The sequence below is a fragment of the Stenotrophomonas geniculata genome, from assembly GCF_034508895.1.
GTDB classification, from domain to species: Bacteria; Pseudomonadota; Gammaproteobacteria; order Xanthomonadales; family Xanthomonadaceae; genus Stenotrophomonas; species Stenotrophomonas geniculata.
In genome coordinates, this window is sequence record NZ_CP140571.1 from 499,957 (window position 1) to 523,494 (window position 23,538).

The following is a 23,538-nucleotide window of genomic DNA, read 5'->3' on the forward strand; positions in this document are numbered from 1 at the left end:
AAGCCGAGCATGGGCTCGGCTCTACAGTTCCGGCGCAACCTGCCGATACCGCGCAACGGGTCCTACAGCACGGTGGATGGCAGGTGGTTCGCGCACTTCTGATCGGGGCGATGCTGGTCGCCAGTACGCCCGCGTGGGCCGATCCCGGCAGCACACCCCTGCAGATCCGGCTGACCGTGGTCGAGGGCTGCAGCGGTGATGCCGGCAACACCCGATGCGCGGCACCGCACAAGCGCAGCGACGCGCCCGAGCTTCCGCAACAGATCCGCGATCTCGCGCCGCCGGCCGACAGCGACGACGCGGCGCCCGCCGTGACCGTCATCTACTGATGCGTACCCTGCTGAGCCTGCTGGTACTGCTGCTGGCGCTGCCCGCGTCGGCGCTGGACCTGGTGCCGACCACCCTGCAGCTGCCAGCCGAAGGGGGACACAGCGAGCTGTGGCTGTACAACCCCGGTCCCGGCCGCTGGCAGGGCGAGGTTCGGATCCTGGCCTGGGAACAGCAGGCCGACGCGGAAAAGCTGCGGCCCAGCGACCAGATCCTGGCCAGCCCTGCCCGGCTCGACCTCCCGCCCGGCACCCGCCAACGCATCTGGCTGCTGCCCCGGGACAGGTCGCCCATTGCCGTCGAGCAGGCCTACCGGGTGCTTCTGGCGCCCACTGAACCGGACCTGCCACGGTACTCGCTGCCCTTGTTCAGGGGCCACGCCATGCCCCTGGCGCGGCCGGAGCTGCATGCCGGGATCGAACCCGGTACGTCACATCCCTTTCTGCGATTGAGCAACGCAGGTACCGTACACGCCCGCCTGCACGATCTTGCGTTCGTCGCCGACGATGGCCGCCGCACCCTGCTGCTGCCGGGACTGGCCGGCTACCTGCTGGCGGGCCGGGAGCGTCGCTGGGCCCTCCCCGCCCATGCCGACGGCTATGCCCGTGGCCATTTCCAGGCCCGGCTGCAGGACGGCCGCGTGGTCGATCTGACCGTGCCGGACCCGGCAATTGCAGCGAGCGCACCGAGCGGGCTATAATCGACCGGATTCCTGCCGCCTGCGTGCGCGGGAGACCGTCCACACCGGACGTCACCGGTGAATCCACACCTGCTGCCCCCATCCGTGCCGGGGTGCTCCGCAAGGAGTTCGGCCACGGAGGCAACAGGGAAGCCCAACCCCGGAACCGATCGCGCTTCCACGCGTCCCGCATACCTATCCCCGCGGGCGGAATCGCTGGTTCCATATCAGGAGTATTGCAATGCCCCAGGTCACCATGCGTCAGATGCTGGAAGCCGGCGTCCACTTCGGCCACCAGACCCGCTACTGGAACCCGAAGATGGCTCCGTACATCTTCGGCGCCCGCGGCAAGATCCACATCATCAACCTGGAAAAGACCGTCCCGCTGTTCAACGACGCGATGAACTTCATCTCGTCGGTTGCCCAGAAGCGCGGCACCGTCCTGTTCCTGGGCACCAAGCGCAGCGCCCGCGAAACCATCAAGGAAGAAGCCGAGCGTTGCGGCATGCCGTTCATGAACCAGCGCTGGCTGGGCGGCACCCTGACCAACTTCCGTACCGTCAAGCAGTCGGTTGCCCGCCTGAAGGAACTGGAAGCCGGTGAAACCGACGGCACCTTCGAGAAGCTGGTCAAGCACGAAGTGCTGGGCCTGCGTCGCGAGCGCGACAAGCTGGAAGCCTCGCTGGGCGGCATCAAGGACATGAACCGTCTGCCGGACGCCATCTTCGTGATCGACATCGGCCACGAAGACATCGCGATCAAGGAAGCCAAGAAGCTGGGCATCCCGGTCATTGCCGTGGTCGACACCAACTACAACCCGGAACTGGTGGACTACGCCATCCCGGGCAACGACGACGCCATCCGCGCTGTGCAGCTGTACGCCCGCGCCGCTGCCGACGCCGTGCTGGAAGGCAAGGCTGCTGCTCCGCACGCTGCTTCGGTGCGTGAGGAAGAGTTCGCTGAAGCCGCTGCTGAAGGCGAAGAGAAGCCGGCCCGCCGCGCTCCGGCCAAGAAGGCTGCCAAGAAGGGCGACGACGCCCAGGCCTGATCCAGGCCCCGGGGTGGACGCCCGGCATCCACCCTCCCTGCACGCAGCCTTTGGCGCGTGACAGGACCGTGTCACACGGGCCGGCCACCATGCCGGCCCAACCCCTTTCTTTCGTGAGGTAATCCCGTGGAAATCACTGCTTCCCTGGTCAAGGAACTGCGCGAGCGCACCGGCGCCGGCATGATGGAATGCAAGAAGGCTCTCACCGAAGCCAACGGCGACATCGACGCTGCTGCTGAAGCCATGCGCAAGTCCGGCGCCGCCAAGGCCGACAAGAAGGCCGACCGCGTGGCCGCCGAAGGCCGCCTGGGCCTGGCCCAGGATGGCGGCAAGGCCGTGCTGGTCGAAGTCAACTCGGAAACCGACTTCGTCGCCAACGATGACAACTTCAAGTCCTTCGTCAATGCCGTCGCCGCTGCCGCCCTGGCATCGGGCGCCACCGACGTCGAAGCCGTGAAGGCTGCCAAGCTGGCCGATGGCCGCACCGTTGAAGAGGCCCGCGCCACCGCCGTGCAGACCCTGGGTGAGAACATCCAGATCCGCCGCATGGTCAAGGTCGACACCACCGGCAACATCGGTGCCTACGTCCACACCAACGGCAAGGTTGGCGTACTGGTCGACCTGATCGGTGGCGACGTCGAGCTGGCCCGTGGCCTGGCGATGCACGTGGCTGCCCTGAAGCCGCCGCACAACAAGGCGTCGGACGTTCCGGCCGACTTCGTCGAAAAGGAAAAGGAAATCGAGCTGGCCAAGATGTCCGAAAAGGACAAGGCCAAGCCGGCCGAGATCCTGGAAAAGATCATCAGCGGCAAGATCAACAAGATCGTCAGCGACGTGACCCTGTACGGCCAGACCTACGTGCTGGGCGACACCACCGTCGAGCAGGTGGTCAAGGCCGCTGGCGCCGACGTGGCTGGCTTCAAGCTGCTGATCGTCGGCGAAGGCATCGAGAAGGTCGTGGAAGACTACGCCGCTGAAGTTGCCAAGGCGATGCAGGTCTGATTCCAGCCTTCCGGCTGCGAAGCGACCAGAAGGAGCCGCGGGAATCCGCGGCTCTTTTTTTATGCCCGGGACAATGGGAGGCTCATGCTCCAACTGTTGTTGCGCACACCGACGCCGCGCACACCGGCACCTTTGCGTTGCGCGCGAATCAAGCCGATACTCGGCGCAGGGAATCCACAGTCACATAGCAGGAACGAAAATCGCGGACTGTGATGCATTCCTAGGTATTCTTGTCCCAATGGAATTGAACGACCCGACATGCCTCCCGAGCTGACAGCTGCCCTGGCGCTCTGCCGCAACCTGCCTTCGCCACCCGGTATTGCCCTGCGCATCATCGAACTGGCACAGGACCCGGAAGCGGACATCGCCACCGCCGCCGACATCATCGCCATCGACATGGCGCTGAGCGCTCGCATGCTGCGCATCGCCAATTCGCCGCTGTACGCCAGTCGTCGCCGCATCGAGAACCTCGGCCAGGCACTGACCATGCTCGGCCTGAATGCCACGATCAGCCTTGCCCTGGGCTTCACCGTCACCCAGGGCCTGACCGGCGGCGCCGGTGCCGACCACGACCTGCGCCAGCGCGCGTGGAAGCGCAGCATTCTCAGCGCACTGGCCGCCAGCCAGCTGGGCCAGGCCCGCGGCCTGCGCCGCCTGGAGGAACTGATGCTGGCCGGGCTGCTGCAGGACCTGGGCGTGCTGTGCCTGGCCCAGGCCGAATCAGAGCGCTACCTGCCGCTGCTGCGCGAAGCCCGTGACAACACGGACCTGGTTGCCCGCGAGCGCGACGCGCTCGGCTGCAGCCACGCCGATGTCGGCGCCTGGGTGGCCGAGCAATGGGGCCTGCCGCGCTATCTGGTGGAGAGCATCAGCCACAGCGAGGACGACGACGCTGCCGATTCGCCGTTCCAGGCCTGCGTGCAGCTGTCCGGTGCTGTCGCCGACATCTGGCTGGACGAAGATGCCGATGCCGCCCGCGAGCGCGCCCTGCACCAGGTACATGACCGGCTGGAACTCGACAGCGCCCGTTTCGACCAGGTGCTGACCCGCATCAGCGAGGCCCTGCCGGACATCGCCAGCCTGTTCGAGGCCGGGCTGAACTCGCCCTCGCGGGTCCGTGAGCTGATCGACCACGCGCAGGAGCTGGCCACCCTGCGCAACCTGCGCGAGCTGCAGGATGCCGACCAGGCGCGCCGCCGCGCCGACGAATTCGAGGCGCGGGCCAAGCGCCTGGCCGACCAGGCCCACCGCGACGCCCTGACCGGCGTGCTCAACCGCCGCCAGCTGGAGGCGGTGCTGGAGCAGGAGTTCCTGCGCGCCGGGCGCCAGGGCTGGCCGCTGTCGGTGGCCTTCATCGACCTGGACGACTTCAAGAAGATCAACGATGCCCACGGCCACCTGACCGGCGACGAGGTGCTGCGCGCCTTTGCCGGCAAGCTGCAGGGCCAGCTGCGCAACAGCGACACCGTGGCCCGCTTCGGCGGCGAGGAATTCGTCGCGCTGCTGCCCAATACCAGCGAAAGCGTGGCCCTGGACGTGATCCGCCGGGTACTGGCCAACATCGTCGCCACGCCGATGGCCGAGCTGGAGGGAGGTCCGTTGTTCGTCACCTTCTCCGCCGGCGTGGCCACCCAGGGCGGCTACGAGCGTTTTGCCGACGTGCAGGACCTGCTGCGTGCCGCCGACGATGTGCTGTACCGATCGAAGAACCTGGGCCGCAACCGGGTGATCGCCCGCTCCCCAGGCGCCCTCGGCCACGACAAGCTTTCAGCCACCGCCGGCGCCGAGCTGGGCTGAACGGGACGCCCCGCGTGACCCGGGCGGATGGCAGGATTTTGCGCCGCAGTGCACAAAACACTTTGGCCCGACGCCGCATGCGCGTAGAATCGCCCGCGATTTCCACGCACCCGAGGTCCCTATGTCCAAGCTCGCCTATCGCCGCATCCTTCTGAAACTGTCCGGGGAGGCGCTGATGGGAGATGAGGACTACGGCATCGACCCGAAGATCATCAACCGCCTGGCCCGTGAGGTCATCGAAGCCCAGCAGGCAGGCGCCGAAGTTGCGCTGGTGATCGGCGGCGGCAACATCTTCCGCGGCGCCGGCCTGGCCGCTGGCGGCATGGACCGGGTCACCGGCGACCAGATGGGCATGCTGGCCACGGTCATCAACGCTCTGGCCATGCAGGACGCCTTGGAAAAGCTGGGCGCCAAGGCCCGGGTGATGAGCGCGATCAAGATCAACGACGTGTGCGAGGACTACATCCGGCGCCGCGCCATCCGCCACCTGGAAAAGGGCCGCCTGGTGATCTTCGCCGCCGGCGTCGGCAGCCCGTTCTTCACCACCGACTCCGGTGCCGCCCTGCGCGCGATCGAGATCGGCGCCGACCTGCTGCTGAAGGCGACCAAGGTTGACGGCGTGTACGACAAGGACCCGAACAAGCATAGCGACGCGGTCCGCTTCGACAGCCTGAGCTACGACGAAGTGATCCGCCGTGGCCTGGAAGTGATGGATACCGCCGCCTTCGCACTGGCCCGCGACAGCGACCTGCCGATGCGCGTGTTCGACATGGGCCAGCCGGGCGAGCTGCTGAAGATCCTCAGCGGCGAGAACATCGGCACCCTGGTCCAGGGCCGCGACCCGGCCTGAGCCTGAGTGCCAGGCGAGCTCCGGGCCGATTCAGGCCCGGCAGCGTCCCGTATTCGCCTATAATCGCCCGATTCCAGTTACACCCAGGACCGGGCGATGCTCAACGACATCAAGAACAACGCGCAGACGCGCATGGCCAAGAGCATCGACGCTCTGAAGCACACCCTCACCTCGATCCGCACCGGCCGCGCCACCCCGGCCCTGCTGGACCGCGTCACGGTCAGCGCCTATGGCAACGCCAGCACCCCGCTGAACCAGGTCGCATCGATCTCCAACGCCGACGCCCACTCGCTGCTCGTCACGCCGTTCGACAAGAGCATGATCAAGGAGATCGAAAAGGGTCTCTACAACGCCGAGTTCACCCCGAACACGCTGGGCACCGCGATCCGCATCAACATGCCGCCGCCGACCGAAGAGCGCCGCAAGGAGCTGGTCAAGCAGGTGCAGAAGGAAGGGGAAGGCGCCAAGATCGCGATCCGCAACATCCGTCAGGACGCGAACAAGGAAATCGCCAAGCTGGTCAAGGACAAGGCGATCAGCGAAGACGAGAAGAAGCGCGGTGAAGACGACATCCAGAAGTTGACCGACACCCACATCAAGGACGTCGACAAGGTCGTTGCCGACAAGGAAAAAGAACTGCTGTCGGTCTGAAGTCGATGCCTTCAGTCCCGCCTCCGTTGCCGGCCGCCCTGCCCCGCCACATTGCCATCATCATGGATGGCAATGGGCGCTGGGCACAGCAGCGCCGTCGTCCGCGCGTGATCGGCCACCGGGCCGGCGCGCGTGCGGTCAACCGCACCATCGAGCGCTGCCTTGAGCTGGGTATTCCGGCGCTGACCCTGTTCGCGTTCTCCAGCGAAAACTGGGGCCGGCCGCAGGAAGAAGTCGATGCGTTGATGAAGCTGTTCCTCGGCGCGCTCGACCGCGAAGTGGACGAGTTGCATCGGCGTGGCGTGCGCGTGCGCTTCATCGGCGAGCGCGAACGCTTCGGCGCCGGGCTGGTCAGCCGCATGCAGCTGGCCGAGCAGCGCACCGCGGACAACACCACCCTGACCCTGTCGATCGCCGCCAGCTACGGTGGCCGCCAGGACATCACCCGCGCCGCGCGCACACTGGCCGCCGAGGTCGCCGCCGGCCGCCTGCTGCCCGAACAGATCGACGAATCGCTGCTGGGCAGCCAGGTCGCCCTGGCCGACCTGCCGCCACCGGACCTGTTCATCCGCACCGGTGGCGACACCCGCATCAGCAACTTCCTGCTGTGGCAGCTGGCGTACACCGAGCTGTGGTTCACCGAGGCGCTGTGGCCGGACTTCGATCCCGCTCTGCTGCAGCAGGCGCTGGACGCCTATGGCAGCCGTGAGCGTCGTTTCGGCCTGACCAGCGCCCAGATCGCCGCACTGGCCACCGAGACTTCCAGCCCATGACCAAGACCCGAGTCCTTGCCGCGCTGATCATGGCGCCGGTCGCCATTGCCGCGATCCTGCTGCTGCCGACCCAATGGTTGGCAGCGGCGGCGGCGGCGGTGCTGCTGATCGGCCTGTGGGAGTGGCTGAAGCTGGCCGGCATCGAAGACACCCTGGCACGCACCGTGCTGCTGGTGCTGAACCTGCTGCTGATGGTGCTGCTGGTCTGGGCCGATGGCAGCACGCTGGTGCTGTTCCAGATAACCACCCTGGCCGGCGTCGCCTGGTGGTTGGCGGCGCTGGTCTGGCTTCGCTTCTTCAATTTCGGCGCGCAACCGTCGGCACCCTCGCGCATCGTGAAGATGCTGGCCGGTACGCTGGCCATCGTTCCGGCCTGGGCCGCGCTGGTGCTGATCCATGCTGGCGGCGATCCGCCGGGCAAGCAGGGCCACCTGTGGCTGCTGGCTGCCCTGGCACTGGTCTGGGCGGCCGATTCGGGCGCCTATTTCGCTGGCCGTCACTTCGGCAAGCACAAGCTGGCCCCGCGCATCAGCCCCAACAAGACATGGGAAGGCCTGTTCGGCGGCCTGCTGGCCGGTGTCGCCGTGGCCGTCGGCCTGGGCTGGCTGGCCGGCATCGATACCGCACATCTGCCGGGCCTGCTGATCACCTCGGTGGTGGCCGTGTTCGCCTCGGTACTGGGTGATCTGTTTGAAAGCCTGATCAAGCGTCACGCCGGCGCCAAGGACTCGGGCCACCTGATTCCGGGCCATGGCGGCGTGCTCGACCGTGTCGACGGCGTCCTGGCTGCGGTGCCGGTGTTCGCACTCGGCAAGGAAATCTTCGGGTTCTGACCATGAATGCTGTCGCAGACCTGCGCCGGGTCGCCGTGTTCGGCGCCACCGGCTCGATCGGTGCCTCCACGCTGGACGTGATCGCCCGCCACCCGCAGCGCTATCAGGCCACCGTGCTGGCCGCCGGCCGCCAGGTGCAGGCGCTGCTGGCGCTGTGCCGCCAGCACAAGCCCGCGCACGCGGTGATCGCCGACGCATCACTGTTCGCCGAGCTGCGCGACGGCCTGCGCGATGCCGGACTGGCCACCGAGGCGCATGCCGGCCATGCCGCGCTGGACCAGCTGGCCGCCAGCGATGCCTGCGACACCGTGGTCGCCGCCATCGTCGGTGCGGCCGGGCTGTCTTCCACCCTGGCCGCGGCCGCCGCGGGCAAGCGCATCCTGCTGGCCAACAAGGAATCGCTGGTGCTGGCCGGTGAGCTGCTGACCCGCACTGCCGAACGTGCCGGCGCCGAAATCATCCCGATCGACAGCGAACACAGCGCGATCTTCCAGTGCCTGCGCTCGCGCGACGCCAGCATTGACGGTGCCGGTGTGCGCCGCATCCTGCTGACCGCCTCCGGTGGCCCGTTCCGCGGCCGCAGCCGGGCCGCGCTGGCCCAGGTCACCCCGGCCCAGGCCGTGGCCCACCCGAAATGGTCGATGGGCCCGAAGATCTCGGTCGATTCGGCGACGTTGATGAACAAGGGCCTGGAAGTGATCGAGGCCCACCACCTGTTCGGCATCCCCGGTGAGCGCATCGACGTGCTGGTGCATCCGCAGAGCCTGGTCCACTCGCTGGTCGAGTTCGTGGACGGTTCGACCCTGGCGCAGATGGGCCTGCCGGACATGCGCACCACCCTGGCCGTTGGCCTGGGCTGGCCACAACGCATCGAATCGGGCGTGGCGGGGCTGGACCTGCTGGCCCAGGGCCGTCTGGATTTCGAGGCCCCCGACACCGACGCCTTCCCCTGCCTGGCCCTCGCCTGGCAGGCAATGCAGGCCGGTGGCACCGCGCCGGCGGTGCTGAACGCTGCCAATGAAGAGGCCGTTTCAGCGTTTCTTCAGGGCCGGATCGGTTTCCTGACCATCCCGGAACTGGTTGCTAACGCTCTTTCAACACTGCCGACCCAGCCAGCCGATACACTGGAGGTCCTGTTGTCCGCCGACCAGCGGGCACGCCAGCTCACCCTGAACGCCATCGACGCCGCCTGAACGACCGCCTCGCACACGCATGACGACGCCGCCCCTGCCCGCCACTGTGAGCCTGCATGACTGACTTCATCGGATCGGTCTGGTGGATGATCGTCAGCCTCGGGCTGCTGGTCACGTTCCACGAGTTCGGGCATTACTGGGTCGGGCGCCTGTGCGGGGTCAAGATCCTGCGCTTCTCGGTCGGCTTCGGCCGGCCGCTGTGGTCGCGCCGGGACAAGCACGGTACCGAGTTCGCCATCGCCGCCATCCCGCTGGGCGGTTATGTGAAATTCCTCGACGAACGCGAAGTCGAAGTCCACCCGCACGAGCGCGGCCAGGCCTTCAACCACAAGACCGTCTGGCAGCGCATCGCCATCGTCGCCGCCGGACCAATCGCCAACCTGCTGCTGTGCATCCTGCTGCTGTGGGCGATGTTCGTGATCGGCAAGCAGGATTATTCGCCGACCATCGGCCGTGTCAGCGGCATCGCCGCCAGCGCCGGCCTGACCAGCGGCGACCGCGTTCTGCGCGTGGACGAGCGCCCGGTGGTCACCCTCGGCGAGGCCAGCATGGCGCTGACCGCCGCAGCGATGGACCGCCGCGACGTGACGCTGGAAGTGCTGGACCCGGCCGATCAGGTGCGCGTGCGCACCCTGCCGCTGTCGCAGCTGCCCCCCGGTTTCGATGAACGACGCGTGCCGATCCTGGCTGGCCTTTACTGGCAGTCGTGGCTGCAACCGGCACGGGTCGATTCGCTCACCGCGGACTCCGTGGTGGCCGGGCAGCTGCAGCCGGGCGATCTGATCGTGGCGATCGACGGCCAGCGCATCGACGGTGCCGACCAGGTCATCGGCGAGATCCAGACGCTGGGCCGCGCTGGCGGCCCGGGCATGATCGAGGTCCTGCGGGGCGGCGAACGCCTGGCGCTGGAAGTCACCCCGCGCCAGGGCAAGGATTCCAGGGGCGAGCCGATCTGGCAGATCGGCGTGCAGTTCCCGACCTCGTTCAGCCCGCCCTATGACACCCTGCTGCGCTATGGCCCGCTCGACGCGGTCACCGTGGCCGTGCGCGAAACAGGCCGCCTGGCGGCCGATTCGCTGGGCATGATGGGCCGCATCGTCACCGGCAAAGCCTCGCTGCAGAACGTTTCCGGACCAGTGACCATCGCCCGCGTGGCCAATGTTTCAGCCAAACGCGGCCTGGACTGGTTCCTGCAGTTCCTTGCCCTGCTGTCACTCAGCCTGTGCATCATCAACCTGTTGCCGATCCCGATCTTGGACGGCGGCCACCTGCTGTATTACCTTATCGAGTTGGTCAAGGGCAGCCCGCTGAGCGAGCGTGCCATCGCCGCCGGCCAGTACATCGGCTTGGCGTTGCTGGCCGGGTTGATGGGGTTGGCGTTCTACAACGACATCCTCGGCCTGGTCCCGCGATGAACTTTTCCATGTTGTTGCCGTCTACAGCGTCGGCATCCCGCACCAACGAAATCGACCTTCCTACCGGACGTGACATGACGCGACTCCCCAATCGCCGCCTGCTGGCCCTCGCCCTCGCCGCCGTCACCGGCGCTCCCGCCCTGGCCCAGGCAGCCGAGCCCTTCACTGTCAGCGACATCCGCGTGGATGGCCTGCAGCGCATCAGCTCGGGCACGGTATTCACCTACCTGCCGGTGGAGCGTGGCGAGACGGTCACCGACAACAAGGTCGGCGAGACCATCCGCGCCCTGTACAAGACCGGCTTCTTCGAAGACGTGCAGCTGGACCGCCAGGGCAGCATCCTGGTGGTGACCGTCAAGGAACGCCCGGCGATCAACAAGCTGACCGTGACCGGCAACAAGGACATCAAGTCCGAACAGCTGCTCAAGGGCCTGTCCGACATCGGCCTGACCGAGGGCGGCACCTTCGATCGCCTGAGCCTGGACCGCGTGACCCAGGAACTGCGCCGCCAGTACAACGACCGCGGCAAGTACAACGTCGAGATCACCCCGACGGTGAGCCCGCTGGACCGCAACCGCGTGGACATCGCGATCGCGATCAAGGAAGGCAAGGCGGCCAAGATCCGTCACGTCAACCTGGTCGGCACCGAGAAGTTCGAGAGCAAGGACATCCTGGAGACCTGGGAGTCCAAGGAGCACAACTGGGCGTCGTGGTACCGCCGTGACGACCAGTACTCCAAGGAAAAGCTGTCCGGCGACCTGGAAAAACTCAATTCCTGGTACCTCGACCGCGGCTATGTCGACTTCAGCATTGATTCGACCCAGGTGTCGATCAGCCCCGACAAGCGCGACATGTTCCTCACCGCCGGCGTGACCGAAGGTGCGCAGTACAAGATCTCCGAGATCAAGGTCAGCGGCGACACGATCCTCCCGCAGGAGGACGTCGAGCGCATGGTGATCCAGAAGTCCGGCGACACGTTCTCGCGTGCGCTGCTGGAGTTCAGCTCGGACACCATCACCAACTCGCTGTCCAACATCGGCTATGCGTTCGCCAAGGTGAACCCGATCCCGACCACCAACCGCCCCGAGCAGACCGTGGCGATCAACATGCAGGTCGTGCCCGGCCCTCGCGTGTCGGTGCGTCGCATCCTGTTCCGTGGCAACACACGTACGTCCGACGAAGTGATGCGTCGCGAAATGCGCCAGTTCGAGAACAGCTGGTACTCGCAGGCCGCGATCGACCGCTCCAAGATCCGCCTGCAGCGCCTGGGCTACTTCGAGTCGGTGGACGTGGAAACCCCGGCCGTCAGCGGCAGCAACGACCAGGTTGACGTCATCTACAACGTCAAGGAAACCACGTCCGGCAGCTTCGTGTTCGGCCTGGGCTACTCGCAGTCCTACGGCATGACCACGTCGGTGCAGCTGTCGCAGAACAACTTCCTCGGCGGCGGCAACCGCGTGTCGGTCGAAGCCTCGCGCAGCAGCTACCTGCAGCGCTACGGCTTCAGCTACACCAACCCGTACTTCACCGATGACGGCGTGTCGCTGGGCTACAACCTGTCCTGGCGCGAGCTGGACTACTCCGACTTCAACACCGCGCAGTACAACAGCACCAATGGTTCGGCGCAGGTGGTGTTCGGCGTGCCGATCACCGAGACCGATACCGTCTCGCTGATGTTCGGCATCGACAGCAACCAGATCACCACCTACCAGGGCTCCACCCCGCAGTCGATCATCGACTACATCAACGTGCTGGGCAGCAAGACCTTCCACGCGTGGCGTACGGAGCTGGGCTGGGCACGCGACTCGCGCAACGACTACTTCATGCCGACCCGCGGTACCTACCAGCGTGTTGGCCTGGAAACCACCCTGCCGGGCTCGACCATCGAGTACTACAAGCTGAATTACCAGATCAGCAAGTACTGGCCGATCATGCCGTCACTGGTCATCAACACCCGCGCCGAAATCGGCTACGGCGACAGCTACGGCAAGGACCAAACCGCAATGGTGCCGGACGAGAACGGCAACCTGCGCTCAGTCACCGCCAAGGGGCTGCCGTTCTACGAGAACTTCTATGCCGGTGGCACCAACTCCGTGCGAGGCTTCGAGGACAACACCCTCGGCCCGCGCGAAGTCACCCGTGGCTATCCAGAAGGCCAGCCGCTGGGTGGATCGCTGAAGACCGTCGGTTCGGTCGAAGCCTACTTCCCGCGCCTGTTTGACAGCCCGTCGGCACGCGTGTCGGCCTTCGTCGACTTCGGTAACGTCTATACCGGCGTGGACAACTTCAAGGCCAACGAGCTGCGTGTCTCCACCGGTGTGGCCTTGCTGTGGCGCGCCCCGGTCGGCCCGATCTCGATCAGCTACGCGTTCCCGCTGAAGAAGGAAGACGGCGACAAGATCGAACGGCTGCAATTTACCTTCGGCGGTCAGTTCTAAGAACTGACCACCGAAGGTGCGCCGCGGCTTGCTGCGCAAGCAGCGGGTCCCGACCTACCTCCTATCCCCCGCGCCGTTGGCGCGCCCCCCTTAACAGAAGGGGGGCTCTCCACCAGACGGGGTGCGAAGCGCCGGGCATTGCCCGGCGTTTCCGTTTTACTTGCTCGCCGCCATTACTTCTCGCGCTCGCGTGAAATCATCTGGTGATGGCGCAGGGGACTGACCAGGACCGTTGGCGCCATGGGCCCGAGGCATGCCTCGGGCGGGTTGGGCAGGACGCCCAACCCCGGTCTTGCCGTGTGCGCAGGACAGCGCACACGAGCAAGGCGCCATCGAGCCCCCAGGGATGGGTTTACGGCGTGTCCTGGGCAGCCCCCTGCGCCATCACCCCCGGGACATCAGGCAGCCGCCGCTTTTGACCCCGCATGACCGCAATGGCGTCACACGTTAAACTCCCGCCGTGAATACTCCCACCTACACCGCCCAGCAACTCGCCGAGCAGTTCGGCCTGCAGGTCCATGGCGACCCCGCCACCGCCATCCATGGCGTGGCTACCCTCGCCCATGCCGGTCCTGGCCAGCTGACCTTCCTCGCCAATCCACGCTACCGCGCCCAGCTGGCCGACAGCCAGGCCTCGCTGGTGGTCCTGCGTGCCGACGACGCCGAGGCCGCCCCCGGCGCCGCGCTCGTGGCCAAGGACCCGTACACCACCTTCGCCAAGATCGCCGCGCTGTTCGATATCGCGCCAACGCGCCCGCCGGGCATCCACCCCAGCGCCGTCATCGATCCCAGCGCCCAGGTCGCCGCCAGCGCCCATATCGGTCCCTTCGTCTCCATCGGCGCGCGCAGCGTGGTCGGTGAGAACTGCATCATCGGCACTGGCAGCGTGATCGGCGAAGACTGCAGCCTGGACAACGGCTGCGAGCTGATCGCGCGGGTCACCCTGGTCACCCGGGTCAAGCTCGGCAAGCGCGTTCGCGTGCATCCCGGCGCCGTACTCGGCGCCGATGGCTTCGGCCTGGCCATGGACGCCGGCAAGTGGATCAAGGTGCCGCAGCTCGGCGGCGTGCGCATCGGCGACGATTGCGAAATCGGCGCCAACACCTGCGTCGACCGTGGCGCGCTGGAAGACACCGTGCTGGACGAAGACGTGCGCCTGGACAACCTGGTGCAGATCGCGCACAACGTGCAGATCGGGGCGCACTCGGCCATCGCCGGCTGCACCGGCATCGCCGGCAGTGCCAGGATCGGCCGCTACTGCCTGCTCGGCGGCCACGTCGGCGTGGTCGGCCACCTCGAGATCTGCGACAAAGTCGTGATCACCGGCAAGTCGGTGGTCCGCAATTCCATCCATGAGCCGGGCGAGTACTCGTCCGGCACCCCGTTGACCGACAACCGCACGTGGCGCAAGAACGCCGCGCGCTTCAAGCAGCTGGACGCATTGGCTCGCCGCGTCCTGGCTGCTGGCAAGGAGAAAGAATGAACGACACGCTGCAGCTTCCGATCGACGTCTGCCAGATTCAGGAACTGCTCCCGCACCGCTACCCGTTCCTGCTGGTGGACCGGGTGCTTGAGCTCGACATCGAGGCCAAGCGCATCCTTGCGCAGAAGAACGTCAGCATCAACGAGCCGTTCTTCCAGGGTCACTTCCCGGGCCGCCCGATCATGCCTGGCGTGCTGATCATCGAAGCGCTGGCGCAGGCCGGTGGCGTGATGACCCAGCTCACGCTCGGCCGTGACTCGCAGTCCAAGCTGTTCTACATGGTCAAGGTGGAAAACGCCCGCTTCAACAAGCAGGTCGTGCCCGGCGACGTGCTGATGCTGGATGTGCAGATGAAGCGCCTGATCCGCAACATGGGCTGGTACTACGGCGAAGCCAAGGTCAACGGTGAAGTCGTTGCCTCGGCCGAAGTCATGTGTGCCGGCGCCAAGGGCTGATCCACTGGAGGCAGGAATGACTGACAACGCACCACGGATCCACCCGACCGCCGTCATCGACCCGGCCGCGCGCCTGGCCGATGACGTCCAGGTGGGCGCGTTCACCCTGATCGGTGCCGATGTGGAAATCGGTGCCGGCACGGTGATCGGCCCCCATTGCAGCATCCACGGCCCGACGAAGATCGGCCGCGACAACCGCTTCATCGGCCACGCAGCGGTCGGTGGCGAACCGCAGGACAAGAAGTATGCAGGGGAGCGCACCGAGCTGGTGATCGGCGACCGCAACGTGTTCCGCGAGTTCGTCACGCTGAACCGTGGCACCGGCGGCGGCGGCGGCATCACCAGCATCGGCGACGACAACTGGATGCTGGCCTACACGCACGTGGCGCATGACTGCCATGTCGGCAACTTCTGCGTGTTCTCCAACAACACCACCCTGGCCGGCCACGTGACCGTGGGCGACTACGTGATCATCAGCGGCTTCGCCGGTGCCCACCAGTTCTGCCGGATCGGCGCGCATGCCTTCCTCGGCATGGGGGCGCTGACCAATGGCGACGTTCCGCCGTTCACCATGGTCGGCACCGATTCGCTGGGCCGCCCGCGCGGCATCAACAGCGAAGGACTGAAGCGCCGCGGTTTCGATGCCGAGCGCATTTCTGCCATCAAGCGTGCCTACCGCACCCTGTACGTGGCGGGCCTGCCGCTGGCCGAAGCCAAGGTGCAGCTGACCGAACAGGCGCGTGACAGCGATGACGTGAAGGCCATGCTGGACTTCATCGAGCACGCCGAGAGGCCCTTGCTGCGATGAGCAGCACGACCGGCCAGGCGCCGGCCGGCGCCGCTGTGATTCCGCTGGCCTCGATGACCGGCAGCGTCCCCGCGCAACGGGTGCTCAGCGAGCGCCCGTTGCGGATCGCCCTGGTCGCCGGTGAGGCCTCCGGCGATCTGCTCGGTGCGGGCCTGGTTCGCGAACTGAAAGCGCGCTTCCCGCATGCCGAATTCGCCGGCATCGGTGGCGACGCCATGCGCAGCGCCGGCTGCCAGACCTGGCACGATGCCAGCGAACTGGCGGTGATGGGCCTGACCGAAGTACTGCGCCATCTGCCGCGCCTGCTGAAGCTGCGCTCGGCGTTCCGCCAGCGTGCGCTGGACTGGCAGCCGGACGTGTTCATCGGCATCGACGCCCCCGACTTCAACCTGGGCATCGAGCGCTGGCTGAAGCAGCGTGGCGTGCGCACCGTGCACTACGTCAGCCCCTCGGTCTGGGCCTGGCGTGAGAAGCGTGCCGAGAAGATCGGCAGCAGCGCCGACCTGGTGCTGTGCCTGTTCCCGATGGAGCCGCCCATCTATGCCAAGCACGGCATCGACGCGCGCTTCGTCGGCCATCCGATGGCCGACGACATTCCGCTGCAGGGCAACCGCGAGGAAGCGCGCGCCGCGCTTGGCCTGCCGACTTCGGCCAAGGTGCTGGCGGTGCTGCCGGGCAGCCGCCTGGGCGAAATCTCGCGCCTCGGCGAACCCTTCTTCGAGGCTGCCTGGCAGGTCTCCGAACGCATCCCGGGCCTGCACGTGGTGGTGCCTGCCGCCAACCCCGCCTGCAAGCGCCTGATCGAAGAGCAGCTGTCACGCTCGGCGCTGCCGGTCGCGTACTCGCATGTGCTCGACGGCCAGGCCCGCAACGCCATGATCGCCGCCGACGTGGTGGTGCTGGCGTCCGGTACCGCGACCCTGGAGGCGATGCTGGTGAAGCGGCCGATGGTGGTCGGCTACCGTGTCAACGAACTGACCTACCGTCTGGTCAAGGCATTCGGCCTGATCAAGGTCGACCGCTTCGCCCTGCCCAACATCCTGGCCGGGCAGGACCTGGCACCGGAACTGATGCAGCACGACTGCACGCCGGACAAGCTGGCCGCGGCCATCCAGCAGTGGTTCGACCACCCACAACGGGTAACCGACCTGCAGGACACCTATGCACGCCTGCATGAGCGCCTGCGCCGCAATGCTTCGGCACGTGCCGCCGACGCCGTCGGCGAGCTGCTGATGCGCGACCAGGCCCAGGCATGAGCCGCCGCCACGCCGCAGCGGCCAGCCTGGCCCTGTTCGATGGCAGCGCGGTAATCGAGCCGGAACGCCTGGTTGCCGGCGTCGATGAGGCCGGCCGTGGTCCGCTCGCCGGGCCGGTGGCGGTGGCGGCGGTGGTGTTCGACCCGGCACGGCCACGCATCAACGGCCTGGACGATTCCAAGCAGCTCACCGCGGCGCGCCGCGAGCAGCTGCATGACCGCATCATCGAGCGCGCCCTTGCCTGGCACGTGGTGCTGGTGGACGTGGACACCATCGACCGCCTGAACATCTACCAGGCCACCCTGCAGGGCATGCGCGATGTCGTCGCCGCGGTCGCCCACGTGGCCGGCTTCGCGCGCATCGACGGCAACGTGGTGCCCAAGGGCCTGGTACTGCCGGCGCAGGCGCTGATCGGCGGCGATGGCATCGACCGCGCGATCATGGCCGCATCGATCCTGGCCAAGGTCTCGCGCGATCGCTACATGCAGGACGTGCACGCCCGCCACCCGCAGTACGGCTTCGAGCAACACAAGGGCTATGGCACCCCGGCCCACCTGGCCGCCCTGCGCGAGCACGGCCCCTGCATGGAGCACCGGCGCAGCTTCGCCCCGGTACGTGAGTGCCTCGGTTGACCTTGTAGAGCCGAGCCCATGCTCGGCTTTCCGCAGCAGCCGAGCGTGGGCTCGGCTCTACAGGAAACGGGCTCCCGCACGCCTGAACCCGGTCGACCTCCGGGGCCTGTCAAGAGCTTGTCGCGCCTCTCCGCCCTCGTTACCCTGACCGGGCACTCCAGCGCTTCCCGACCCCGGCGACGATTCCCCCGTCAGCACCCGGGGCCCGCGCGCTCCAACCTGGTCCGGCATGTCCAACTCCCGCTTCGTACATCTCCACGTCCACACCGAGTTCTCGCTGGCGGACTCCACCATCCGTGTGCCGGCCAAACCGGACCAGGCGGACCCGAAGAAGGCCAAGCAGGCCAACCTGCTGTCGCGCTCGGTCGAGCTCGGCCTGCCCGCGCTGGCAGTGACCGACCTCAACAACCTGTTCGCGCTGGTCAAGTTCTACAAGGCCGCCGAAGGCGTGGGCATCAAGCCGATCGCCGGTGCCGACGTGCTGATCGCCGAGGAAGGCCAGGACCCGTGGCGAATGACCCTGCTGTGCCGCGATCGCGAGGGCTACCTGAGCCTGTCGCGGCTGCTGACCCGCGCCTGGATGGAAGGCCATCGCCCGGAAGGCGGTGTGGCCATCCATCCGGACTGGCTGAAGGCCGGCAACGCCAACCTGTTCGCGCTGGCCGGCCGGCAGAGCCTGGCCGGGCGCCTGGCGCTGGACGGCAAGCATGAGCTGGCCGAGCAGCAGCTGGCCGACTGGCAGCGCGTGTTCGGCGACGGCCTGCACCTGGAACTTACCCGTACCGGCCGCGAGGGCGAGGAAACCTTCAACCAGTTCGCGCTGATGGCGGCCGGCCAGCGTGGCCTGCCGGTGGTGGCCAGCAATGATGTGCGCTTCCTGTCGCCCACCGATTTCAGCGCGCACGAAGCGCGCGTGTGCATTTCCACCGGCCGCGTGCTGGACGATCCCAAGCGCCCGCGCGAGTACAGCGACCAGCAGTACCTGAAGTCGGCCGAGGAGATGTGCGCGCTGTTCGCCGACATCCCCGATGCGATCGACAACACGCTGGCGCTGGCCGAGCGCTGCAACATCGAGATGCGGCTGGGCACCTACTTCCTGCCCAACTACCCGGTGCCCGACGACGAGACCCTGGACACCTGGATCCAGAAGATGTCGCGCGACGGCCTGGAAGAGCGCCTGGAGAAGAATCCGCTGGCGCCAGGCAAGACCCGCGAAGAGTATTTCGAGCGCCTGGAGTTCGAGCTCAACACCATCATCAAGATGGGCTTCCCGGGCTACTTCCTGATCGTGGCCGACTTCATCCAGTGGGGCAAGAACCAGGGCATCCCGATCGGCCCGGGCCGTGGTTCCGGTGCCGGTTCGCTGGTGGCGTGGGCGCTGAAGATCACCGATCTGGACCCGTTGCCGTACAACCTGCTGTTCGAGCGCTTCCTGAACCCGGAACGCGTGTCGATGCCCGACTTCGACATCGACTTCTGCATGGACCGCCGCGACGAGGTGATCGACTACGTCGCACGCAAGTACGGGCGCGAGCGCGTCAGCCAGATCATCACCTACGGCACCATGGCCGCCAAGGCGGTGGTGCGCGACTCCGGTCGCGTGCTCGGCTTCCCGTACGGCCTGGTCGACGGCGTTTCCAAGCTGATCCCGAACATCCTGGGCATCCACCTGAAGGATGCACTGGGCAAGGGCAAGGAAGGCCCCAGCTCGGAAATGGCCTCGCCGGAACTGATCCAGCGCTACGAGACCGAGGACGATGTCCGCGACCTGATCGACCTGGCGCTGCAGCTGGAAGACCTGACCCGCAACGCCGGCAAGCATGCCGGTGGCGTGGTGATCGGGCCCGAGCCGCTGAGCGAGTTCTGCCCGCTGTATGCCGAACACGACGAGAACGGGCTGGGCAAGAACCCGGTCACCCAGTTCGACAAGAACGACGTGGAAGAAGTGGGCCTGGTGAAGTTCGACTTCCTCGGCCTGCGCACGCTGACCATCATCGACTGGGCGGTGAAGGCGATCAACAAGCGCCACGAGCGCGCCGGCATTCCGCCGGTGGACATCGCCGCGATCCCGCTGGACGACACGCCCACCTACAAGGACATCTTCGCCAACGGCAACACCGGCGCGGTGTTCCAGTTCGAATCCTCGGGCATGCGCCGTCTGCTGAAGGACGCGCGCCCCGACCGTTTCGAAGACCTGATCGCGCTGGTGTCGCTGTATCGCCCCGGCCCGATGGACCTGATTCCCTCCTTCAACGCGCGCAAGCACGGCCAGGAAGAGATCATCTATCCCGATCCGCGCACCGAAGCGATTCTGAAGGACACCTACGGCATCATGGTGTACCAGGAGCAGGTGATGCAGATGGCGCAGATCGTCGGCGGCTACTCGCTGGGCGGCGCTGACCTGCTGCGACGCGCGATGGGCAAGAAGGTGCCGGCGGAAATGGCCAAGCACCGCGAGATCTTCCGCGAAGGTGCGGCCAAGGACGGCGTGGACGAAGCCAAGGCCGATGCGATCTTCGACCTGATGGAGAAGTTCGCCGGCTACGGCTTCAACAAGTCGCACGCCGCCGCCTACGCGCTGGTCAGCTACCAGACCGCGTGGCTGAAGCGCCATTACCCGGCCGAGTTCATGGCGGCCACGCTGTCGTCCGACCTGGACAACACTGACAAAGTGGTCGGCTTCCTCGACGAGGTGCGCAACCTTGGCCTGACCGTGCTGCCGCCCAAGGTGAACCAATCGGCCTTCATGTTCGAAGCGGTCACCCCGGACACCATCCAGTACGGCCTCGGTGCGATCAAGGGCGTCGGCCAGGGTGCCTGCGAGGCGGTGGTCGAGGAGCGGCTGAAGGGCGGCCCGTTCAAGGACCTGCTCGACTTCTGCACCCGCGTCGGCTCGGCCAAGCTCAACCGGCGCACGCTGGAAGCGATGATCAACTGTGGTGCCCTGGACGAGCTCGGCCGCAACCGCGCCTCGCTGATGCTGCAGCTGCCGGAAGTGATCAAGGCCACTGATCAGATGGCGCGCGAGCGTGCGTCCGGGCAGAACTCGCTGTTTGGCGGGCCCGACCCGAGCACCGTGTCGATCCAGCTGGACCTGCCCGAAGCCGAAGAATGGCCGCTGCTTCAGCGCCTCAACGGCGAGCGCGACACGCTCGGTTTCTACCTCAGCGGCCACCCGTTCGATCCCTGGCGCGACGATGTGCGCGATCTGGTAGGCAACGACCTGGGTTCGGTGGAGAAGATCTGGAGCGCCAACAGCGGTGGCGGTGGTGGCGGCGAGAAGCGCTGGCGCCCGGAAGTACAGACCGTGCTGGCCGGCCAGGTGGTCGGTGTGCGTCGCAAGGGCGAGAGCCAGATCTTCATCCAGCTGGAAGATGGGCGCGGGCGCGTCGAGTGCAGCGCGTTCTCCGACGCCATGGCCGAGTTCGGGCACCTGATGACCAAGGACCGCATCCTGGTGGTCAAGGGCGGCCTGCGCGAGGACGAGTTCAACGGCGGCTACGCGCTGCGCATCCGCCAGTGCTGGGACTTCGACGAGGTCTGCGCCAACTACGCCACGCGGTTGTCGCTGCGCCTGGACCTGCGCCAGCAGCGCCCGGTCTGGGAGCGCATCGATGCCCTGCTCGACCGCCATCGCCCGGGGCGCACGCCACTGCGCCTGGACCTGCTGCTGAAGGGTCCGCAGGGTGGCATCGCGGGCATGCTTGATGTGTCCGGGCAAAGCGCGGTACGCATTGATTCCAAGCTGATGGAGGCGCTGCGCGCCGACCCGGCCGTGCGCACGCTGAAAGTGCGCTACAGCCCACCGTGGGCCAGCTGAGGCTGGCTCCCTGGTTTTCCTGTCCCCCCTGTTTCCCCGTTCCAAGTATCAAGGACGATTGCCGATGAAGACCCTGCTGTTCCCGTTTGCCGCCGCTCTGGCCCTGGCCGCCTGCTCGCCGTCGAAGATCGAGTTCCAGATCGACAACCCGACCGACACGCCGCTGGCGCTGAGCATCGATGGCAAGGACCTGCCGGTGGCCGCACAGGGTTCGCGCCCGATCTCGCTCGCCGTCGGTGAGCACCGCCTGCACACCGACAAACTGGGCGACGTGCGCTTCATCGTCTACGTCGATGGCCGCGGCGGACTGATCAACCCGACCCTGAGCGAGTACGTGGTCGCCCGCGAGATCTACGTCACCGACGAGAGCAAGCTGAAGAACTTCGGCACCGGCAAGGCCGGCATCGAGCTGGGCGGCGTCGACTTCGAAGGTCCGTTCGAGAAGCACCACGAACTGTTCATCGACAAGACCTGGACCTACGGCGTGCGCGAGCCCTTCCCGAAGGAAAAGGTGGTGGCCCACGTCGATTCCAGCGGCGGCCAGATCGTGGCCAAGGTATTCACGGCCCCGGATTTCATCGCCTACGTCGAGGAAGGCATGGGCGAACCCGGTGCATTCAAGCGCGAACAGCCGGCCGGCTACGTGGCCCCGGCATTCAGCCTGGAACCGGCCCCGGCCAGCCTGCCGGCGCTGGCCCCCGCCTTCGAGGCGCACGCCGCGCCGCTGCGCGAGGTCTATGCGCGCTGGCTGAAGGCCACCACCGCCGATGAACAGAAGGCCCTGCGCAAGCAGGACTTCGACGCGCAGATGGCCTTCACCTCGGCCACCGCCACCCTGGGCAGCGGCTTGGGCCGGGGAGCCAACGAGGCCTACAACGACTTCGTTTCCCAGCGCAGCCAGCTGATGGGCCGCAGCGCGCTGGTGGTGCCCTGAGCTGACTGGCGCGCCCTGCCCGGCTGCGCTACCGTCGCCTTCCAGACGAAGGCGTACGGGTGGTTTGCACGCATTCGGCTAGAATTCCCCTCTTCTTTACACGACGGCTTCCGATGAATCCGAACTACCTCGACTTCGAGCAACCCATCGCCGACCTGGAAGCCAAGATCCAGGAACTGCGCAACGCCAGTGCCGGGCCGGCGGTCAATGTCGAGGCGGAAGTGCACGCGCTGCAGGACAAGCTGCGCATGCGCACCGCGCAGATCTTCCGCAACCTGACCTCGTGGCAGGTGCTGCAGCTGGCCCGCCACCCGTCGCGCCCGTATACCGCCGACTACATCCGCGTCATGTTCGATGAGTTCCAGGAGCTGGCCGGTGACCGCGCCTTCGCCGACGACAAGGCCATCATGGGCGGCCTGGCCCGCATCAATGGCCGTTCCGTGATGGTGATCGGCCACCAGAAGGGCCGCGACACCAAGGAAAAGATCAAGCGCAACTTCGGCATGCCCAAGCCGGAGGGCTACCGCAAGGCCCTGCGCCTGATGAAGATGGCCGAGCGCTTCGGCCTGCCGGTGCTGACCCTGATCGACACCGCCGGCGCCTGGCCGGGCATCGACGCCGAATCGCGCGGCCAGTCCGAAGCGATCGCACGCAACCTGATCGAGATGGCCGAACTGAAGGTGCCGATCATCTGCACCGTGATCGGTGAAGGCGGCTCCGGCGGCGCGCTGGCGCTGGGCGTGGGCGACCGCACCGTGATGCTGGAATACGCGGTGTACTCGACCATCACGCCGGAAGGCTGCGCCTCGATCCTGTGGAAGGACGCCGGCAAGGCCAAGGAAGCCGCCGAGCAGCTGGGCCTGACCGCGCCGCGCCTGAAGAGCCTGGGCCTGGTCGACAAGGTCGTGCGCGAGCCCACCGGCGGCGCCCACCGCAACCCGACCCAGATGGCCAAGCGCCTGAAGGCCGTGCTGCTGAACGAACTGAACGAACTGGACAAGCTGTCCACCGAACAGCTGCTGGAACAGCGCTACACCCGCCTGCGCAGCTACGGCACGTACGAAGCGGCCTGATTCATCGGCTTGTTACTTTCTTGCTCGTGCAAGAAAGTAACCAAAGAACACGCCGCCGAACGCGAGCCGGT

At 66.8% G+C, this 23,538-nt stretch carries 20 protein-coding genes; all 20 read left to right on the top strand.

Going from position 1 to position 23,538, the window contains the following annotated elements:
- The first annotated feature begins 83 nt into the window (after positions 1-83).
- Positions 84-329 carry a hypothetical protein gene (locus RI032_RS02440; RefSeq protein ID WP_392421799.1) on the top strand — a complete coding sequence of 82 codons (246 nt, stop codon included), beginning with the start codon at positions 84-86 and terminating at the stop codon, positions 327-329.
- On the top strand, positions 329-1,027 hold the full coding sequence (locus RI032_RS02445) for a fimbrial biogenesis chaperone (protein ID WP_322547802.1): 699 nt from the start codon (positions 329-331) through the stop codon (positions 1,025-1,027). Before RI032_RS02440 ends, RI032_RS02445 begins: the two co-directional genes overlap by 1 nt.
- 220 nt (positions 1,028-1,247) lie before the next feature.
- Positions 1,248-2,054, top strand: coding sequence for a 30S ribosomal protein S2 (gene rpsB / locus RI032_RS02450; protein ID WP_005408748.1), 807 nt, complete (start codon positions 1,248-1,250; stop codon positions 2,052-2,054).
- Between the two features lie 126 nt (positions 2,055-2,180).
- Positions 2,181-3,056 (top strand): translation elongation factor Ts, encoded by an 876-nt coding sequence (tsf, locus tag RI032_RS02455; protein WP_010486320.1) that lies wholly within the window; start codon positions 2,181-2,183, stop codon positions 3,054-3,056.
- Between the two features lie 258 nt (positions 3,057-3,314).
- Entirely contained in the window at positions 3,315-4,853 is a 1,539-nt protein-coding gene (locus RI032_RS02460) for a GGDEF domain-containing protein (protein ID WP_010486323.1), read from the top strand.
- Between the two features lie 121 nt (positions 4,854-4,974).
- The gene (pyrH, locus tag RI032_RS02465) at positions 4,975-5,703 is read left to right on the top strand and encodes a UMP kinase (RefSeq protein ID WP_010486325.1); all 729 of its coding nucleotides are present in this window, start codon (positions 4,975-4,977) and stop codon (positions 5,701-5,703) included.
- 96 nt (positions 5,704-5,799) lie between these two features.
- Positions 5,800-6,354, top strand: a complete 555-nt coding sequence (gene frr / locus RI032_RS02470; protein ID WP_010486327.1) for a ribosome recycling factor — start codon at positions 5,800-5,802, stop codon at positions 6,352-6,354.
- 5 nt (positions 6,355-6,359) lie between these two features.
- The gene (uppS, locus tag RI032_RS02475) at positions 6,360-7,127 is read left to right on the top strand and encodes a polyprenyl diphosphate synthase (protein ID WP_191863014.1); all 768 of its coding nucleotides are present in this window, start codon (positions 6,360-6,362) and stop codon (positions 7,125-7,127) included.
- On the top strand, positions 7,124-7,960 hold the full coding sequence (locus tag RI032_RS02480) for a phosphatidate cytidylyltransferase (protein ID WP_010486331.1): 837 nt from the start codon (positions 7,124-7,126) through the stop codon (positions 7,958-7,960). The genes uppS and RI032_RS02480 overlap by 4 nt, the downstream gene beginning before the upstream one ends.
- 2 nt (positions 7,961-7,962) lie before the next feature.
- Positions 7,963-9,153 carry a 1-deoxy-D-xylulose-5-phosphate reductoisomerase gene (locus tag RI032_RS02485; protein WP_010486332.1) on the top strand — a complete coding sequence of 397 codons (1,191 nt, stop codon included), beginning with the start codon at positions 7,963-7,965 and terminating at the stop codon, positions 9,151-9,153.
- Positions 9,154-9,209: 56 nt separating this feature from the next.
- Positions 9,210-10,568 (top strand): RIP metalloprotease RseP, encoded by a 1,359-nt coding sequence (gene rseP, locus RI032_RS02490; RefSeq protein ID WP_043396457.1) that lies wholly within the window; start codon positions 9,210-9,212, stop codon positions 10,566-10,568.
- 74 nt (positions 10,569-10,642) lie between these two features.
- The gene (bamA, locus tag RI032_RS02495) at positions 10,643-13,006 is read left to right on the top strand and encodes an outer membrane protein assembly factor BamA (protein ID WP_322547803.1); all 2,364 of its coding nucleotides are present in this window, start codon (positions 10,643-10,645) and stop codon (positions 13,004-13,006) included.
- Between the two features lie 460 nt (positions 13,007-13,466).
- Positions 13,467-14,489: a UDP-3-O-(3-hydroxymyristoyl)glucosamine N-acyltransferase gene (gene lpxD / locus RI032_RS02500; protein WP_088025400.1), complete on the top strand. Its 1,023-nt coding sequence runs from the start codon at positions 13,467-13,469 to the stop codon at positions 14,487-14,489.
- A complete protein-coding gene (gene fabZ / locus RI032_RS02505; RefSeq protein WP_008265823.1) occupies positions 14,486-14,944 on the top strand; it encodes a 3-hydroxyacyl-ACP dehydratase FabZ in 459 nt (152 codons plus the stop codon). Before lpxD ends, fabZ begins: the two co-directional genes overlap by 4 nt.
- 16 nt (positions 14,945-14,960) lie before the next feature.
- A complete protein-coding gene (gene lpxA / locus RI032_RS02510) occupies positions 14,961-15,752 on the top strand; it encodes an acyl-ACP--UDP-N-acetylglucosamine O-acyltransferase (protein ID WP_010486342.1) in 792 nt (263 codons plus the stop codon).
- Positions 15,749-17,008, top strand: a complete 1,260-nt coding sequence (gene lpxB / locus RI032_RS02515) for a lipid-A-disaccharide synthase (RefSeq protein ID WP_049482825.1) — start codon at positions 15,749-15,751, stop codon at positions 17,006-17,008. The genes lpxA and lpxB overlap by 4 nt, the downstream gene beginning before the upstream one ends.
- Positions 17,005-17,640 (top strand): ribonuclease HII, encoded by a 636-nt coding sequence (locus tag RI032_RS02520; RefSeq protein WP_043396472.1) that lies wholly within the window; start codon positions 17,005-17,007, stop codon positions 17,638-17,640. Before lpxB ends, RI032_RS02520 begins: the two co-directional genes overlap by 4 nt.
- Positions 17,641-17,869: 229 nt before the next feature.
- A complete protein-coding gene (gene dnaE / locus RI032_RS02525; protein ID WP_049455668.1) occupies positions 17,870-21,460 on the top strand; it encodes a DNA polymerase III subunit alpha in 3,591 nt (1,196 codons plus the stop codon).
- Positions 21,461-21,524: 64 nt separating this feature from the next.
- A complete protein-coding gene (locus RI032_RS02530) occupies positions 21,525-22,394 on the top strand; it encodes a hypothetical protein (protein WP_164192339.1) in 870 nt (289 codons plus the stop codon).
- 113 nt (positions 22,395-22,507) lie between these two features.
- Complete coding sequence (locus RI032_RS02535) at positions 22,508-23,467, top strand: acetyl-CoA carboxylase carboxyltransferase subunit alpha (RefSeq protein ID WP_010486352.1); 960 nt, start codon at positions 22,508-22,510, stop codon at positions 23,465-23,467.
- Positions 23,468-23,538 lie beyond the last annotated feature (71 nt).

Coding starts and splice junctions, on each gene's coding strand:
- RI032_RS02445 (WP_322547802.1), top strand. CDS start 329: ATGCGTACCCTGCTGAGCCTGCTGGTACTGCTGCTGGCGCTGCCCGCG.
- rpsB (WP_005408748.1), top strand. CDS start 1,248: ATGCCCCAGGTCACCATGCGTCAGATGCTGGAAGCCGGCGTCCACTTC.
- RI032_RS02460 (WP_010486323.1), top strand. CDS start 3,315: ATGCCTCCCGAGCTGACAGCTGCCCTGGCGCTCTGCCGCAACCTGCCT.
- pyrH (WP_010486325.1), top strand. CDS start 4,975: ATGTCCAAGCTCGCCTATCGCCGCATCCTTCTGAAACTGTCCGGGGAG.
- frr (WP_010486327.1), top strand. CDS start 5,800: ATGCTCAACGACATCAAGAACAACGCGCAGACGCGCATGGCCAAGAGC.
- uppS (WP_191863014.1), top strand. CDS start 6,360: ATGCCTTCAGTCCCGCCTCCGTTGCCGGCCGCCCTGCCCCGCCACATT.
- RI032_RS02480 (WP_010486331.1), top strand. CDS start 7,124: ATGACCAAGACCCGAGTCCTTGCCGCGCTGATCATGGCGCCGGTCGCC.
- RI032_RS02485 (WP_010486332.1), top strand. CDS start 7,963: ATGAATGCTGTCGCAGACCTGCGCCGGGTCGCCGTGTTCGGCGCCACC.
- rseP (WP_043396457.1), top strand. CDS start 9,210: ATGACTGACTTCATCGGATCGGTCTGGTGGATGATCGTCAGCCTCGGG.
- bamA (WP_322547803.1), top strand. CDS start 10,643: ATGACGCGACTCCCCAATCGCCGCCTGCTGGCCCTCGCCCTCGCCGCC.
- fabZ (WP_008265823.1), top strand. CDS start 14,486: ATGAACGACACGCTGCAGCTTCCGATCGACGTCTGCCAGATTCAGGAA.
- lpxA (WP_010486342.1), top strand. CDS start 14,961: ATGACTGACAACGCACCACGGATCCACCCGACCGCCGTCATCGACCCG.
- lpxB (WP_049482825.1), top strand. CDS start 15,749: ATGAGCAGCACGACCGGCCAGGCGCCGGCCGGCGCCGCTGTGATTCCG.
- RI032_RS02520 (WP_043396472.1), top strand. CDS start 17,005: ATGAGCCGCCGCCACGCCGCAGCGGCCAGCCTGGCCCTGTTCGATGGC.
- dnaE (WP_049455668.1), top strand. CDS start 17,870: ATGTCCAACTCCCGCTTCGTACATCTCCACGTCCACACCGAGTTCTCG.
- RI032_RS02530 (WP_164192339.1), top strand. CDS start 21,525: ATGAAGACCCTGCTGTTCCCGTTTGCCGCCGCTCTGGCCCTGGCCGCC.
- RI032_RS02535 (WP_010486352.1), top strand. CDS start 22,508: ATGAATCCGAACTACCTCGACTTCGAGCAACCCATCGCCGACCTGGAA.